Raw genomic sequence first — 15,858 nt, 5'->3', positions numbered from 1 at the left:
GCGCCCGCCAGCAGCCGTTTCACGGTTTATGGAATTACGCGTTGGTGCTTCAAGCTGTCCAGCGCATCAAACAGCGACTGTTTCGAGTCGACCCGCTCGGTAAAGCCAAACCGATAGAGCTTGTTGGTATCGGAAATGATGTCGGTCTCGGTGCGGAAGATGAAGTCACCAAAGGCCCAACCCACCAGTTTGTCCAAGTCCGGCTGAATCAAGGTGTGCCGCTCGGCGAGTTCACGCCACAGCGCGGCCTTGTCGGGCATATGGCGAGTCAGCGTCAGAGGGATCGGATGGGCGGTTTCCAGGCCCAGGTGATTGGCGACGTCCTGCCATAGGCGCTCCCAGCGGTAGAGGTCGCCATTGGCAATGTTGAACGCTTCGCCGGCGGCCTTTTCCTCCAATGCCGCCCAGACGCTGGCGCGCGCCAGCAGGCCCGCATCGGTGAACTGCAGGAGTTGCCCGTAGGCTTTGTCGGTACCCGGGAAGCGCAAGGGAATGCCCAGCTCGCGAGACAACGCCGCAAACACGCCGATCACCAGCGCAATATTCATCGGGTTGCCGTGGATGTCGCCCACCACCAGATCGGGGCGCAACGCCACGTAATCCCACGGGCTGCGCTCGGCGCGCACGCGTAACTGGGCTTCCTGGGCCAGGTACAGGTTGGGTGGCATGTGCCCCGCGTCGTCTTCCAACGCTGGCGTGCGGACGTTGGCGCCCAGGTGCGAACCGTAGATCTTGAAGCCTTGGTAGATCACCACCCGTTGCAGCGCCGATTGCACGTGTTCCAGCCCGTCCAAGACGTTGGCCAGCATCTGCGCGTTGCGCTGGGCCTCCACCGCCAGGTCCGCGTCGGGGCTGAACGCGGCATAAAACACGTGAGTGGTGTCGCGGGCAGCGGCGAGCACAGTGGCCACAGCCTCGGCGTCTGTCAGGTCGGCTTGCAACGTTTCGACGCCGGCCACCGGTCGCCGATCCAGCGCGCGAACCTGCCAGCCTTCACGCTTGAGCTCGGCAGCGACTGCTTGCCCGATGATGCCGTTGGCGCCGACCACCAGCGCGGTATTTGAATGTACAGCCATGTGTTCCTCCTTCCATGCCGTGTGCACGGGTTGAGGCAAATGATGCCCAGGGCTTTATCTGTGATATAGACTGCTGTCACGAATGGCTTATATGACGTGAATTCACAATGGCACGCTGGGATATCAATCGACTGGCCGAAATGGAAGTGTTTGTGCGGGTCATCGAACTCGGCAATTTCTCGGCAGCAGCACGAGACTTTCGCATCACCCCTTCGGCCGTCAGCAAACTGTTGACCCGCCTGGAAACACGCCTGCAAGCGCGCTTGCTGAACCGCTCTACCCGAAGACTGACGCCGACGCCCGAAGGGCATGGGTTCTATGAGCAATGCGTAAGAATCCTGGCGGACGTGGAGGACGCCGAGCGCAACACGGCTGGCAAAGGTGAACCAAGGGGCGCGCTGCGCGTGAGTGCCAGCGTGCCGTTTGCCCAAGGGGTGTTGTTGCCGCTGCTTGCTGGTTTTTTGCTGCGCTACCCGGGGATCACCCTGGATGTGGTGCTGACCGATCAGGTTGTGAACCTGGTTGAAGAGCGCACCGACGTCGCGATTCGCCACGGCCCGCTGGAGAATTCGCGGCTGGTCGCCCGCAAGCTTGGGACTACCCGCATGGTGGTCGTCGCCGCCCCGGCTTACGTGCAGCGCCACGGTTTGCCAGGTACGCCGCAAGACTTGAGCGCCCATAACCGCCTGGATTTCGGCTACACCCGCACCTTGAAAGGCTGGCCGTTTCTGGTGGATGGCGCACAGTGGTTGGTCTCGCCGGAAGGCAACCTCACCGCCAGCGACGGCGAAGCCTTGCGCCAGATGGCACTGGCCGGCATCGGCCTGGCGCGCCTGGATGAATTCCAGGTAGTGGACGACATTGCCGCCGGCGCCCTGGTACCGGTACTGCAAGCCTTCAACCCAGGCGACATCGACCCCGTGCACGCCGTATTCCTCGGCCAAGGCGCCCAGATGCCGTTGCGGGTACGGGTGTTCCTCGACTACCTGGTGGCCAACGTCCACCTCAAGCGTCTGGGCGAATAGCCAACCGTGGTGAACTGCAGGCGCTGGCTTGCCAGCGATGGCGGTGGGTCAGCTTGCAACTCTGCTGGCTGATGGATTGCTATCGCCGGCAAGCCGGCTCCTACAGGGGACCGAGTCCATCCTTTGAAATGCGGCCGAATGTGGGAGCTGGCTTGCCTGCGAAAGCGGCGGCACAGTCAACAGTGATGTCACCTGAACCACCGCCTTCGCAGCCTCGCTAAAGCTCGACAACTCCCACAGGGGTCTGTGCAACGACGAAGATCCACTGTAGGCGCTGGCTTGCCAGCGATGGCGATGTGTCAGCTTGCAACTCTGCCGGCTGATGGATTGCTATCGCCGGCAAGCCGGCTCCTACAGGGCAGCGGGTGTACTCGGTCGAAGGTGGGAGCTGGCTTGCCTGCGATAGCGGCGGCACAGTCAACAGTGATGTCACCTGAACCACCGCCTTCGCAGCCTCGCGCAAGCGAGGCAGCTCCCACAGGGGTCTGTGCAACGACGAAGATCCACTGTAGGCGCTGGCTTGCCAGCGATGGCGGTGGGTCAGCTTGCAACTCTGCCGGCTGATGGATTGCTATCGCCGGCAAGCCGGCTCCTACGGGGGGCCGAGTCCATCCTTTGAAATGCGGTCGAATGTGGGAGCTGGCTTGCCTGCGAAAGCGGCGGCACAGTCAACAGTGATGTCACCTGAACCACCGCCTTCGCAGCCTCGCTAAAGCTCGACAACTCCCACAGGGGTCTGTGCAACGACGAAGATCCACTGTAGGCGCTGGCTTGCCAGCGATGGCGATGTGTCAGCTTGCAACTCTGCCGGCTGATGGATTGCTATCGCCGGCAAGCCGGCTCCTACAGGGCAGCGGGTGTACTCGGTCGAAGGTGGGAGCTGGCTTGCCTGCGATAGCGGCGGCACAGTCAACAGTGATGTCGCCTGAACCACCGCCTTCGCAACCTCGCGCAAGCGAGGCAGCTCCCACAGTTGACCTTGCGTCAGGCCGAGGTGATGTTGGCCCGTGCGGCGTGCAGCTTCTTGTAGCTCTCGATCAGACGCTGATGGCGGTCCAGGCCTTCGAGCTTCAGGCTGGTCGGCGTCAGGCCGTAGAAGCGCACGTCGCCGGTGACCGAGCCAATCACCGCGTCCATCCGCTCGTTACCAAACATGCGGCGGAAGTTGGCTTCGTAGTCAGCCAGTTCCAGGTCGTCGTCCAGTTCCATCTCCAGCACGGCGTTCATCGCCTGGTAAAACAGGCCACGTTCTGCGGTGTTGTCGTTGTACTGCAGGAACATCTCCACACACTCCTTGGCCTCTTCGTATTGCTTCAGGGCCAGGAAGATCAGCAGCTTCAACTCCAGGATGGTCAACTGCCCCCACGCGGTGTTGTCGTCAAATTCGATGCCGATCAGGGTGGTGATGTCGGTGTAGTCGTCCAGCTCGCTTTCGATCAGGCGCTCGACCAACGCGTGCAGTTCTTCCTCGTCGAGGCTGTGCAGGTTGAGGATGTCGGCCCGGAAAAACAGCGCCTTGTTGGTGTTGTCCCAGATCAGGTCGTCCACCGGGTAGATTTCCGAGTAATCCGGCACCAGGATGCGGCAGGCGGTGGCGCCGAGGTGTTCGTACACGGCCATGTACGACTCCTTGCCCATGCCTTCGAGGATGCCGAACAAGGTCGCGGCTTCCTGCACGTTGGAGTCTTCGCCTTGGCCGGTGAAGTCCCACTCGACAAATTCGTAGTCCGACTGAGCACTGAAGAAGCGCCACGACACCACACCGCTGGAGTCGATGAAATGCTCGACGAAGTTGTTCGGCTCAGTCACCGCCTGGGCTTCGAAGGTCGGCGCCGGCAAGTCGTTCAGGCCTTCAAAGCTGCGGCCTTGCAGCAGTTCAGTGAGGCTGCGCTCCAGCGCCACTTCCAGGCTCGGGTGCGCGCCAAACGAGGCAAACACGCCGCCGGTACGCGGGTTCATCAAGGTGACGCACATCACCGGGAATTCACCGCCCAGGGACGCGTCCTTGACCAGCACCGGGAACCCTTGCGCTTCCAGGCCCTGGATGCCGGCCAGGATGCTAGGGTACTTGGCCAACACCTCGGCGGGCACGTCGGGCAAGGCAAATTCACCTTCGATGATTTCGCGCTTCACCGCCCGCTCGAAGATCTCCGACAGGCACTGCACCTGGGCTTCAGCCAGGGTGTTGCCCGCGCTCATGCCGTTGCTGAGGTAGAGGTTTTCGATCAGGTTGGACGGGAAGTACACCACCTCACCATCGGATTGGCGCACGAACGGCAGCGAGACAATGCCGCGCTCCTCATTGCCCGAATTGGTATCGAACAGGTGCGAGCCACGCAATTCGCCCTCGCGGTCGTAGACCTTGCGGCAGTAGGCATCGAGAATTTCGCTTGGCAGCTCGTCGTTGGGGCCCGGCTGGAACCAGCGCTCATCCGGGTAATGCACGAACGGCGCGTTGGCCAGTTCCTCGCCCCAGAACTGGTCGTTGTAGAAGAAGTTGCAGTTGAGCCGCTCAATAAACTCGCCCAGGGCCGACGCCAGTGCGCCTTCCTTGGTGGCGCCCTTGCCGTTGGTGAAACACATCGGCGAATGCGCGTCGCGAATGTGCAGCGACCACACGTTAGGCACGATATTGCGCCACGAGGCGATTTCGATCTTCATGCCCAGGCCCGCCAGAATGCCGGACATGTTGGCGATGGTCTGCTCCAGCGGCAGGTCCTTGCCGGCGATGTAGGTGCCGCCGTCGGAAGTCGAGTTGGGCATCAGCAAGGCCTGGGCATCGGCGTCGAGGTTTTCCACTTCCTCGATCACGAACTCGGGGCCGGCCTGCACGACTTTCTTCACGGTGCAACGGTCGATGGAACGCAGGATGCCCTGGCGGTCCTTGTCGGAGATGTCGGCCGGCAGCTCGACCTGGATCTTGAAGATCTGGTTGTAGCGGTTTTCCGGATCGACAATGTTGTTCTGCGACAGGCGGATATTCTCGGTGGGGATGTTGCGCGTCTGGCAGTACAACTTCACAAAGTACGCCGCACACAACGCCGACGACGCGAGGAAATAATCGAACGGGCCCGGGGCCGAACCGTCGCCTTTGTAGCGGATCGGCTGGTCGGCAATCACCGTGAAATCGTCGAACTTGGCTTCAAGTCGTAGGTTGTCGAGAAAGTTGACCTTAATTTCCATGCGGGCACACCAGAATAACGGGCTAAACAAAATGGCCGCTATTATGAAGTTTTTTGCCGGGAAGTCCCGGGGTTTTCCGCGTTGACTGCCGATCGGTTAACGTGTGCCCTATCCCCCTTGAGGCCAGCGTTCCATGTCCATTGCCGATAACCTCCTCGCCTTCACCTTCGCCGCCACTCTGCTGACCCTCACCCCGGGGCTCGACACCGCCCTGGTGTTGCGCACCGCCACGGTGGAAGGCAAGCGCCAGGCGCTGCAGGCCACCCTGGGGATCAATGCCGGCTGCCTGCTCTGGGGCGCGGCGGTTGCCTTTGGCCTGGGCGCGTTGATCGCCGTGTCGGAGCTGGCCTTCAACGTATTGAAATACTGCGGCGCGGCCTACCTGGCCTGGCTGGGCTTGAACATGTTGTTGCGCCCACGCCGTTCGCTATCGTCGGTTGAGACTAACGGCCAGCCGAGCAGCAACTGGTTCCTCAAGGGCATGTTGGGCAACGTGCTGAACCCCAAGGTCGGGATCTTCTACGTGTCGTTCCTGCCGCAGTTCATCCCCCAGGGCCATTCGCTGATCGTCTGGACCTTCGGCCTGGTCAGCATCCACGTGGTGCTGGGCCTTGTGTGGTCGCTGGTATTGATTGGCGCCACGCGGCCACTGTCCGGCTTCCTGCGCCGTGAAAGTGTCATTCGCTGGATGGACCGCACCACGGGAATGATCTTTGTGCTGTTCGCGGCGCGCCTGGCGTTCAGCAAGCGCTGAGCGCGGGTTTCCTGGCCAGCAGCGCCCCTGCGACCGCCACCGCCAGTATTACCGCCACGGCACCGGCGAGGTAAACCGACGCCACACCCGCCGACCCCGCCAGGGCACCGGCCAATGGGCTGCTGATGCCCAGTGCGATGTCCAGGAACGCCACGTAGGCGCCCATGGCCAGACCACGGGTTTGCGGTGGCGCTCGCTTGATCGCTTCCACACCAAACCCGGGGAAGGCCAACGAATAACCGAAGCCGGTCAAGGCCGCCCCCGCGTACGCCATCACCGGCGAGCCAGCGCCCCAGATCAGCAATTGCCCAACCGCTTCGATCAGCACGCAGACCAGCGCCACCTTGGCGCCGCCCACTTTGTCCGGCAAGTGCCCGAAAAACAGCCGCGCACCGATGAACGCCAAGCCAAAGGCGGTGAAGGCGAATGAGGCATTGCCCCAGTCCTTGGCGGCAAACAACAGCGCGATAAAGGCGGTGATCACACCAAACCCGATACTCGAAAACGCCAGCCCCAACCCGGGTAGCCAGACCGCACCCAGCACAGTGTAGAACGACGTGCGCCGCTGGCTGGTGGGCGCAACGCCCTTGGCCCCGGCGACGATGGTCAGCGCAAACAGCGGCAGGATCAGCGTAGCCACACACACGCCACTGAAGCCCCATTGGGCGTTGAGCGCCACGCCCAAAGGCGCCCCCAGCGCAAACGCCGCGTAGATGGCGATGCCGATCCAGGCCATGACCTTGCCGGCGTTCTGCGGCCCCACCAGGCCCATGCCCCACCCCATGGAACCGGTGATGATCAGGCTTTCACCCAGGGCCAGCACCACACGCCCGGCCAGCAAGACCCACACCGACAGCGCCGGGGTTTCCACGAACCCCAGCGACGCCAGGTACAACAGCCCTGAGCTGGCCGCCACCAGCATGCCGATCAGCATTGCGCGCTTGGCCCCGCGCATATCGGCAAAGTTGCCGGCCCAGGCCCGCGACAGCAGCGCAGCGGCAAACTGCGCACCGACCACCACGCCCACCACCAAGGTGCTCATGCCCAGGGTGTGGTTCAGGTGCAACGGCAGCACGGGCAACTGCATACCGATAATCAGGAACGCGACGAACACCGCCAGGGTGATCGGCAGCAGTTTCAACAGCACCGAAGACGTACCGTGTTGTGTCATGGGAACGCTCCTGTCAGAGACTGAAATAGCCCGCTTGATCCAAGTCGCTCAGCAGGTCCGGACCTGTCGGCGCCCACCCCAGGCGATCCCGGGTCTGCGTGCTGGACACCGCCATCTCGGCGCCGGCCATGTTGGCAAACCAGCCAAAATGTTCACGCGGCCGCGACGCCACCGGCACGCCCAGGCGACGCCCGATGACCTCGGCAATGGCTTTGAACGGCACCGCCTCGTCCGCCACCGCGTGATACGCGGCCTGGATCACGCCCTCCTCCAGCGCCAGGCGATAGACCCGCGCCGCATCGGTGCGATACACGCCAGACCAGCAGTTGAGCCCCTCATCGAGATAGGCCGACACGCCCGTCTCCCGCGCCAGGCGAATCAGGATCGGCAAAAAACCATGGTCGCCCAGCCCATGCACCGACGGCGCCAAGCGCACGGTGGCGGCGCGCACACCGCGCTCGGCCAAGGCCCTGGCGGCGAATTCGGATTTGCGCGGCGACGCACCGTTGGGCAGGTCCGACTCGGTGGCGCCACGGGTCAGCCCGGACAACCCCGAGGTGACCAGCAGCGGCGTGTCCGAACCTCTCAAGACACTGTCCAGGGCCTCGATCACCCGGCGGTCCTGCTCGCAGTTTTCGACAAACCGCGAAAAGTCATGATTGAACGCGGTATGGATCACCGCGTCCGCGGTCCAGGCCGCGCGGCGAATTGCATCCAGGTCATCCAGGGACGCGCGCAGTACCTTCGCGCCGGTTGCCGCAAGGGTTTTGGCCTTGTCATCGCTGCGGGCCAGTCCGGAAACCAGATGGCCGGCCCCGATCAGGTCCTTGACCACTTCGGAACCGACCCAGCCGGTGGCACCTGTGACAAATACGTGCATAGGGTGACTCCTCAATTAACCCAAACGAATGGACAGCTCGATGTCATCGGCAAACGGCACCGACAGGTAACCGTTGTGCGGCGAGCGCACGTGCGCCAGGTATTCCGGGCAATAGTTGGTGTTGTCGGCCACCACCAGGGCGCCCGGGCGCAGGTGTTTTTCCACCAGGCCAAGCACGTCGCCGTACAGCGCCTTGGCGCCGTCGAGCAGCAGCAAGTCCACCGACGGCGGCAGGCCGGAGGCCAGGGTCACCAGCGCATCGCCTTCGCGGATTTCGATCAGGTCGCTCACACCGCCTTCGGTGAAATGCTCACGCGCCAAGGCGATCTTCGACGGCTCGAATTCGCTGCCGATCAATACGCCGCCACCGTTGTCACGCAGGGCGGCGGCCAGGAACAGCGTAGACAAGCCGAACGAGGTACCGAACTCCACAATGGCCCGCACCTGGGTACTGCGCGCAAGCATGTAGAGCAGCGTGCCGGTGTCCCGCGAGACCGGCAGCCACAAGTCCTTGAGCAAGGTGTAAAGCGCCAGGTATTCGGTTTTGCTGTGCATCAGGCGGTTGCGTTCCGCATCGGGCACGTTGGCCAGGTCCGGGCTGGTGGCGGCCTCTGCCTGGGCGTAGAGACGTTCAATCAGGGGCGCCAGTGGCGCAGTCGTCAGGGTATTCATCATTGATTTCCGTGAGGTCTGGACTAAGATGCGACTAATTCGTCGCATTAAAAGTATGCGAGTGATTCGTCGCATTCGCTATTCGCGTTCCCCCACGCCTTGGAGCCGCCCATGACCACCCGCCAAACCGCGCGTATTTCCTCGCGCAAACAGCCGCAGCAGGCCCGTTCCACCGAGTTGGTGGCGGCGATCCTGGAGGCGGCTATTCAGGTTTTGGCCAAGGAAGGTGCCACCCGTTTCACCACGGCGCGGGTCGCCGAGAAGGCCGGTGTGAGTGTGGGGTCGGTGTATCAGTATTTCCCCAACAAGGCCGCGATTCTGTTCCGCTTGCAGAGCGATGAGTGGCAGCAGACCACCCGCATGCTGCGCCAGATTCTGGAAGACCGGCAGGTCGCGCCGTTGCAGCGCTTGCGCACCCTGGTACAGGCCTTCATTCATTCGGAGTGCGAGGAAGCGCTGATGCGCGGCGCACTGGACGACGCGGCGCCGCTGTATCGCAACGCCCCCGAAGCGTTGGAAGTTCGCGAGGCGGGACGTCAGATATTCCGCGATTTCATGCTGGAGCTGCTCCCCGACGCATCAGACGCGACCCGCCATCTGGCCCACGATTTGATCCAGTCGACCCTCAGTTGCGCGGGCAAGGACTTCTCCTCGACCCCGCGCACACCCGAAGCCATTGCGGTTTACGCCGGCGGCATGGCCGACATGTTCAGCGCCTACCTGACTGCGCTCAACACACAATAAAGCGCGCCTGGAGGCCAACTACATGCCAGATGCGGTCACGGATTTCAGTTGGGTCACGGGGATTGTTTAACAAACCCATACCTGAAGGTTCACAAACCCTGATTGAACGTGCCTGCGCGCTTTGGGAGCATCGGCGACCATGATTTCGCTCTTGCGCCTCCTCCGTTGCCACCTGCCCGCTTCGCTGCCGAAGGCGCAGGCGCGTCCCTGCGAAAACCCGTTGTTCCATATCATCCTGGCCTTCTGGGCGCTGTGGCATTGCCGCCATGCACGTCCGCCCGACGCCCCTCTCTGATCAAGTCGAACCGGCCCCAGCGGCATTCATTTATCAGAAGGATCACCCCATGACCGCAGCCCTACGTAGTGCCGAGCGCAGCGCTTCCTATTACACCGCCAGCCTCAATGACCCCATCCAGTATCCGACCTTGCAAGGCCAGGTCAGTGTCGACGTGGTGATCATCGGCGGTGGTTTCACTGGCGTGGCCAGCGCCGTCGAATTGGCCGAGCGCGGGCTCAAGGTCGCGATTGTCGAAACCCATCGCATCGGCTGGGGCGCCAGCGGGCGCAACGGCGGGCAAGTCACCGGCAGCCTGTCGGGCGACGAGGCCATGCGTCAACAGATGCGCAGACGCCTCGGCGATGAAGTGGACGATTTCATCTGGCACCTGCGCTGGCGCGGCCATCAAATCATCGAGCAACGCGTGAACAAATATGCGATTGCCTGCGACCTCAAGCACGGCCACCTGCACGCCGCCATGAAGCCCTCGCACCTGCACGAACTGCGCGCGTTTCATGACGAAGCCCAGCGGCGAGGCATGGGCGACCACGTCAGCCTGCTCGACCGGGCCGGCGTGCGCGAACACCTGGACAGCGAGCTGTACCTGGGCGCGCTGAAAAACACCCGCAACCTGCACCTGCACCCGCTCAACCTGTGCCTGGGCGAAGCCCGTGCGGCCCACAGCCTGGGGGCGTTGATTTTCGAGAATTCCGAGGTACTGCAGATCGTGCACGGCGATCGCCCTGCCGTGATTACCGCCCAAGGTCGTATCGATGCGCGCCAGGTGCTGCTGGCCGGCGACGTCTATCACAAGCTCGAACCCGGCCAACTCAAGGGCAAGATCTTTCCGGCCATGGGCGGCATCGTCACCACCGCGCCGTTGGGCGCGCTGGCACGCACCCTCAACCCCTATGACCTCGCGGTCTACGATTGTCGCTTCGTACTCGACTACTACCGGCTCACCGGCGACGGGCGATTGCTCTTCGGCGGTGGCGCCAACTATTCGGGGCGCGACTCACGGGACATCGCCGCCGAACTGCGGCCGTGCATCGAGCGCACCTTCCCGGCCCTCAAAGGCGTGGACATCGAGTTCCAGTGGAGCTGCGCCATGGGCATCGTGATGAACCGCATCCCGCAATTGGGCAAGCTGTCGGACAACGTCTGGTACTGCCAGGGCTACTCGGGGCATGGCATCGCCACCAGCCATATCATGGGTGAAATCATGGCCGAGGCCTTGACCGGCACCCTGGCCAAGTTCGACACCTTTGCCGGGTGCAAGCACATCAAGGTGCCGCTGGGGGATGTGTTCGGCAACCCTATGTTGGCGGCGGGGATGTGGTACTACCAGATGCTTGAAAAGCTGCGCTGACAGGCATCAGGGCAGCCGCCATACCATGGCGCAGCGGCTGCCCTGCTCAAAACCGTGGGCATATTCGGCCGTCAGCATCTCTGCCAGGTGCGGATCGGCTGTCGGCTCAAACCCCAGACGGCGGTAAAACGGCGCGTTCCACGGCACGTGCTTGAATGTCGTCAGCGTCACCGCGTCCAGCGCGTTTGATCGCGCATGCTCCATCGCGACTTCAACCAGCTTGCGCCCCCATCCTTGACCTTGCACCGCCTGGGCGACCGACACTTCAACGATATGCAACGCTTCACCCTGGCGTTCTGCACTCAGGAAACCTTGCGGCGCGCCCTGTGCATCGACGACCACCCAGCATGTCGATAATGCGATCAGCTGTTGGTGACGCTCCAGGCTCAAGGTGACGGTGTCTGCCAGCCATGCCAGGCCTTCGATCTCGCGGAATACTTGGGCAGCAGAGTGTTCCACGTCCGGCAGGAAAGGCGCGTCATCGAGTTGGGCCGGTCGAATGTGTGCAAGCATGAAGTCCTCCTCTACTGCGCAGGCTGTTTGCGGTACATCCCGGTGAAATAAGCCGGGTTGTCCGGCGCCGAGTTGTGCTCGATCACCGCGAAATTTTTCACCAGTTGAATGTGATAAGGGCCGTTACGCTGGGGCGCCAAAGGTTCGGGCACGATGATCAGGTTTTCGGTTTCCATCGCCTGGGTGTACTGCGTGGTGACGATGACGTTTTGCGTGCCGGCGTCTTTCAGCGTCAGCGTAATCTGAGCCACTTCCCGGCCTTCGGCGTTGCGCTCGGGCAGGACAGTGATGTCGAGGTCGCCGTCACGGTCGAGGAAGTCCTGGCGCATCTGGTAATGGCCGTTGCGTTGGTCACGCGCGACCTCGTCGAACTTGTCGTACTCCGGCTCCTGATACTCGTCGTGCAACTGAATCGCCAACTCCCGCGCGTCTCCCTTGGGGCCGCTGACCCAGGTACCGCCGTAATCCTTGGAGATCCGCCAGATGCCGGTCTGACGCCCTTCATCGGTGTATTCGTGCAGGTTCAGGAAGGGTTCATCGGCATAGTCTTCACGCGAACCAATCAACAGGATCGACTGGCCGTTGCCACTCTTCGTGTAGCGCAATTGCCCGATCACCACCGCGCCCTGGTCCTGATACCAGAGTTCGACGGGGATCTTGCCATCCAGCGTGCCGACCAGCCTGCGCGCATCTTCGTTGACCGGGCCTTCGAGCCGTGGGGTTTCTTGCCATTGGCCGTCTTTCCACTCCCCGGTGGTTCGCAGCATGTAGCCGCGCGGCATGCTGGAATTTTCACCGAACTCGGTGGGCGGGACCTCTTCCTGGGTGTAGAAACCGAGCCGGAGCAACTGGCCGTCGCGCATCTGCCATTGGCTGGAGCGCGTCCAGCAACAGCCACGGTCGGTTTGCGAATGGATAATGCCGTCCTTGGGATTGACTGTGAACATCCCGCCGCTGGTTTCATTGGCGAGGTCGGTCAACGGGCGATTGAGTACCCAGTGCGGTGCCGAAGGATCTTGCAGGTAAACATCGTAATTGGGCTGCAACTCGCCATCCGGGCCCCTGCCGTTGTTGATGGCGACGTCCTGGCGACCGTCGAAGTTGAAGTCGCCGAAGTACAACAGGCCGTACTCGCCGACTAAGTGCCAATCCTCGGTTTTGCCGTTGCGATCCAGCGGCACCCTGCCGGCCGGGGTCTGCAATTGCTGCAAGAAGTCCAGGCTGGCTTTGTCGCGCACGGTGATGAGTGCCGGTGCCAGTTGTTCGCGCTCTGGCGGTAGCTCCGCAAACAACACTTCAACCAAGTAGTGACCGCTGGGGTCAATGACCGAAAACGAACGGGGTTCGGCCAACACCTGGGCGGTACCGGCCATCAACACCCACATACCGAGCAGTAACGCGCGCATCCAAAGCATCCTTGCTGAAATTCGGGGCCGCAGTGTAAAGGCAAACGGGCGAGGGTTTCGAACAAATCACTGTGTAGGCTCCCGCAATGGCTGATATGTTTTGCAGCTCGCACGCACAAGGACAGGCCATGGCACCGTTAGACGCAAACACCGCATTGCTGATCATCGACATGCAACAAGGCATGAACCGTCCTGGCCTCGGTCGCCGCAATAACCCCGACGCCGAACAACACATGCAGGCCTTGCTGGCTGCTTGGCGGCAGGCCCAGCGCCCGATCGTGCACATTCGCCATATCTCGCGCACCCCAGGCTCGGTGTTCTGGCCCGGCCAGCCCGGCTGCGAATTCCAGCCGGCGCTGCAGCCCCTCGCCCACGAGCACGTCGTTGAAAAAAACGTCCCGGACGCCTTCGCCGCCACCGGCCTGGAGCGCTGGTTGCGCACGCGCTCGATCCAGAAGTTGGTGATCGTGGGCGTCATCACCAACAACTCGGTGGAGTCGACGGCACGTTCAGGCGGCAACCTGGGCTTTGAGGTGACGGTGGCGGCGGATGCTTGCTATACGTTTGATCAAACTGACTTGTCTGGGCGGGTGTGGCCTGCGGAAGATGTGCATGCGCTGTCGCTGAGCAACCTGGCGATGGATTACGCCAGGGTCATCGGGACCCCTGAAATCCTCGGCGCTCATTGAACAAGGACGCTCTGATGACTCACCCCGAAGGCAAACACATTGTCGTGATCGGTGCCGGCATCGTCGGCGCTTCCCTGGCGTATCACCTCGCGGTGAAAGGCGCGAAAGTCACCGTCGTCGAAGCGCAAGACATCGCGTCCGGTGTGACGGGCACCTCGTTCGGCTGGATCAACACCACACGTCGCGCGCCGGACCCGATCGCGGCGTTGCGCAGCACAGCCATCAGTGAGTTTCACCGGCTCGAAGCACAACTGCCTGACCTCAAGATACAGTGGGCCGGTTCCCTGTGTTATGGCGCGGACACGGACGAGGCGCTGCCCGCTTCAAGCCACCAGTCTCTCGCCTTTCGCGTGGCACGCTCACGTGTTCTTGAGCTTGAGCCGCACCTGAAAAATCCCCCTGAACAGGCGTTGTACAAAGCCGAAGAAGGCGCGCTCGACCCCGCGCAAGCGACCCATACACTGATCGCAGGCGCCAAGGCCCAGGGGGCTGAGGTGCGCACGCACGCGCAAGTGCTCGGTTTCACAACCCGGCACGGTCAGGTAGTGGCCGTGGACACCACGACGGGCAGGCTGGAGGCCGATGTCGTCGTCATCGCCGCTGGCACCGGCCTCAAAACGCTGACAGGCCTGCTCGGCATGCCACTTCCGGTCGAGGCTTCCCCTTCTATCTTCATTCGCTACACGGCACATCCTGGCGTGGTGCGTACGCTGGTTTCCAACACGGAGATGGAGGTGCGACAAACGCCGGACGGTGCGGTGTGGGCGGCGCAGGACTACTTGGGCGATGCGCTGCAGGACGCGCCGTCTGTGCTCGCTCAGCAGCTCGGCGAGGTGATCCACAAGGCGTTCGACGGTATCGGCCCGCTGGACCTGCAAACGGCCTGCGTGGGGCTTCGGCCGGTCGCGGTGGATGGCCTGCCGGTCATCGGCTACTTGCCAACCGTCGGCGGCGTATACGTGTGTGCCATGCACCCCGGTGTGACGTTGGCCGCCGCCGTCGGGCGCCTGGCCTGCGAAGAGATCGTCGACGGCACACCGTCCAGCCTTCTTGAGCCCTGCCGCCCCGGTCGATTCAAGCCAGCGCCTGGCGCCAGTGAAGCAAGGTGAAAAGCAAGAATCGCGTGGCGTGCTAGGTGGATGCCGGCCGTTCACCCAGCCGCTCCACCAACCGCACCAGGTACCCATCCGGGTCCTGCACCAAAAACTCGCGCTGCCCGACCTCTACCTCACCCGCGCGGTACCAGACATCTGCGCACGCTTTGAACAGCGGATACGCTGCCTGCGCCAAGCGTTGAAGCACCGGTTCTACCGTCGTCACATCAATCTGCAGGTTGAAACCGCGCCCGAATGGGCGTTGCAACTCACCGGTCTGCCATTGATTGGCGAGGGGGTCGACCTGTTCGAGCATCACCTGAGCACCGTCCAGGTCGAGGTAGGCAAAGCAATCTTCCAGTCGCTGGTAAGCCACCGTAAAACCCAGGCAAGACACCCAGAAGTCCAGGCTTTTACCCAAGTTCGTCACCATCAATTCGGGTACCAATTTATTCCTTTGCATCACGCGTCGGCTCCCTCTGACCCCGTTATATTCAACAACTGCGCGATCTTCTCGCGCAACTCACCGTGCTGTTCTTCTGCGTAGGGCGTGGCGGTTTTCCAGTCGTAGAACCACACGGGCATCTTGCGTTTGTCATCCGGCTCATCGGCGTAACGAGGGAAGAGGTGGCAGTGCAACTCCGGTTCGGAATTGCCCAAAATCTCGTAGTTCATGCGCAGCGCGCCGGTGGCTTGCAGCACCGCGTCGCCCAGGCGGGCCATGTCGAGCAGGTAGACGGCACGGGCTTCAGGATCCAGGTCATTCAGGCTGGCCACCACCGGGTCTGGCAGCAGCAGGCAGTAACCCGGCAGGAACTGCACATCCCCCATCACCGCCCAGCCGGAGTCCATGCGGCAGATGACTTTATCGTTGGCGCCGTTGCGGGCCAGTGCTACACGTTCCGTGATCAGGGGCATGGTCGTCCTTAAGGGTAAAAGTATCGACGCCATACTATCCCTATTTGAGCCCGAGAGGCCCCGTGTAGCCGATTCGATCATCAGGTA

The 15,858-nt window shown here is 62.4% G+C and carries 15 protein-coding genes; 6 read left to right on the top strand and 9 right to left on the bottom strand.

Features of this window, described 5'->3' with window-relative positions:
* Window positions 1-26: 26 nt before the first annotated feature.
* Entirely contained in the window at window positions 27-1,076 is a 1,050-nt protein-coding gene (locus HX792_RS09870; protein ID WP_176995897.1) for an SDR family oxidoreductase, read from the bottom strand.
* Between the two features lie 107 nt (window positions 1,077-1,183).
* Between HX792_RS09870 and HX792_RS09865 the strand changes: the two genes are divergently transcribed.
* Complete coding sequence (locus HX792_RS09865) at window positions 1,184-2,101, top strand: LysR family transcriptional regulator (RefSeq protein WP_176995896.1); 918 nt, start codon at window positions 1,184-1,186, stop codon at window positions 2,099-2,101.
* Window positions 2,102-3,085: 984 nt separating this feature from the next.
* Here the strand turns inward: HX792_RS09865 and HX792_RS09860 are convergent.
* Window positions 3,086-5,284 carry an OsmC domain/YcaO domain-containing protein gene (locus tag HX792_RS09860; protein WP_176995895.1) on the bottom strand — a complete coding sequence of 733 codons (2,199 nt, stop codon included), beginning with the start codon at window positions 5,282-5,284 and terminating at the stop codon, window positions 3,086-3,088.
* A gap of 133 nt (window positions 5,285-5,417) precedes the next feature.
* Between HX792_RS09860 and HX792_RS09855 the strand changes: the two genes are divergently transcribed.
* On the top strand, window positions 5,418-6,038 hold the full coding sequence (locus HX792_RS09855; RefSeq protein WP_176995894.1) for a LysE family translocator: 621 nt from the start codon (window positions 5,418-5,420) through the stop codon (window positions 6,036-6,038).
* Here the strand turns inward: HX792_RS09855 and HX792_RS09850 are convergent.
* From HX792_RS09850 to HX792_RS09840, 3 genes are read right to left on the bottom strand one after another with little or no spacing between them, the layout of a single operon-like run.
* Window positions 6,025-7,209, bottom strand: a complete 1,185-nt coding sequence (locus HX792_RS09850; RefSeq protein ID WP_176995893.1) for an arabinose transporter — start codon at window positions 7,207-7,209, stop codon at window positions 6,025-6,027. The two genes, HX792_RS09855 and HX792_RS09850, sit on opposite strands and share 14 nt — an antisense overlap.
* A 13-nt stretch (window positions 7,210-7,222) precedes the next feature.
* On the bottom strand, window positions 7,223-8,089 hold the full coding sequence (locus HX792_RS09845; protein ID WP_176995892.1) for an SDR family oxidoreductase: 867 nt from the start codon (window positions 8,087-8,089) through the stop codon (window positions 7,223-7,225).
* A 15-nt stretch (window positions 8,090-8,104) separates the two neighbouring features.
* Window positions 8,105-8,761 carry an O-methyltransferase gene (locus HX792_RS09840; RefSeq protein ID WP_176995891.1) on the bottom strand — a complete coding sequence of 219 codons (657 nt, stop codon included), beginning with the start codon at window positions 8,759-8,761 and terminating at the stop codon, window positions 8,105-8,107.
* Between the two features lie 111 nt (window positions 8,762-8,872).
* Between HX792_RS09840 and HX792_RS09835 the strand changes: the two genes are divergently transcribed.
* Window positions 8,873-9,505: a TetR family transcriptional regulator gene (locus HX792_RS09835; RefSeq protein WP_176995890.1), complete on the top strand. Its 633-nt coding sequence runs from the start codon at window positions 8,873-8,875 to the stop codon at window positions 9,503-9,505.
* A 344-nt stretch (window positions 9,506-9,849) separates the two neighbouring features.
* The gene (locus tag HX792_RS09830) at window positions 9,850-11,151 is read left to right on the top strand and encodes an FAD-binding oxidoreductase (protein WP_176995889.1); all 1,302 of its coding nucleotides are present in this window, start codon (window positions 9,850-9,852) and stop codon (window positions 11,149-11,151) included.
* A gap of 6 nt (window positions 11,152-11,157) precedes the next feature.
* On the opposite strand, the gene HX792_RS09825 is transcribed toward HX792_RS09830, so the two are convergent.
* Together HX792_RS09825 and HX792_RS09820 are read right to left on the bottom strand one after the other, a co-directional pair.
* Window positions 11,158-11,664 (bottom strand): GNAT family N-acetyltransferase, encoded by a 507-nt coding sequence (locus HX792_RS09825; protein WP_176995888.1) that lies wholly within the window; start codon window positions 11,662-11,664, stop codon window positions 11,158-11,160.
* Between the two features lie 11 nt (window positions 11,665-11,675).
* Window positions 11,676-13,070, bottom strand: a complete 1,395-nt coding sequence (locus HX792_RS09820) for a hypothetical protein (protein WP_176995887.1) — start codon at window positions 13,068-13,070, stop codon at window positions 11,676-11,678.
* 128 nt (window positions 13,071-13,198) lie between these two features.
* Between HX792_RS09820 and HX792_RS09815 the strand changes: the two genes are divergently transcribed.
* Complete coding sequence (locus HX792_RS09815; RefSeq protein ID WP_176995886.1) at window positions 13,199-13,759, top strand: cysteine hydrolase family protein; 561 nt, start codon at window positions 13,199-13,201, stop codon at window positions 13,757-13,759.
* A gap of 14 nt (window positions 13,760-13,773) precedes the next feature.
* Window positions 13,774-14,868 (top strand): FAD-binding oxidoreductase, encoded by a 1,095-nt coding sequence (locus HX792_RS09810; protein ID WP_176995885.1) that lies wholly within the window; start codon window positions 13,774-13,776, stop codon window positions 14,866-14,868.
* 22 nt (window positions 14,869-14,890) lie between these two features.
* Here HX792_RS09810 and HX792_RS09805 read toward each other — a convergent pair whose 3' ends face one another.
* Together HX792_RS09805 and HX792_RS09800 are read right to left on the bottom strand one after the other, a co-directional pair.
* Window positions 14,891-15,319 carry a VOC family protein gene (locus HX792_RS09805; RefSeq protein WP_176995884.1) on the bottom strand — a complete coding sequence of 143 codons (429 nt, stop codon included), beginning with the start codon at window positions 15,317-15,319 and terminating at the stop codon, window positions 14,891-14,893.
* Window positions 15,316-15,771 carry an HIT family protein gene (locus HX792_RS09800; RefSeq protein ID WP_176995883.1) on the bottom strand — a complete coding sequence of 152 codons (456 nt, stop codon included), beginning with the start codon at window positions 15,769-15,771 and terminating at the stop codon, window positions 15,316-15,318. The genes HX792_RS09805 and HX792_RS09800 overlap by 4 nt, the downstream gene beginning before the upstream one ends.
* Window positions 15,772-15,858 lie beyond the last annotated feature (87 nt).

Origin of the sequence: Pseudomonas sp. B6002 (genome assembly GCF_013385985.1) — a bacterium.
GTDB lineage: Bacteria > Pseudomonadota > Gammaproteobacteria > Pseudomonadales > Pseudomonadaceae > Aquipseudomonas.
The sequence above is the reverse complement of the archived record's forward strand: the minus strand, read 5'-3'. Positions and strand labels throughout refer to the sequence as shown.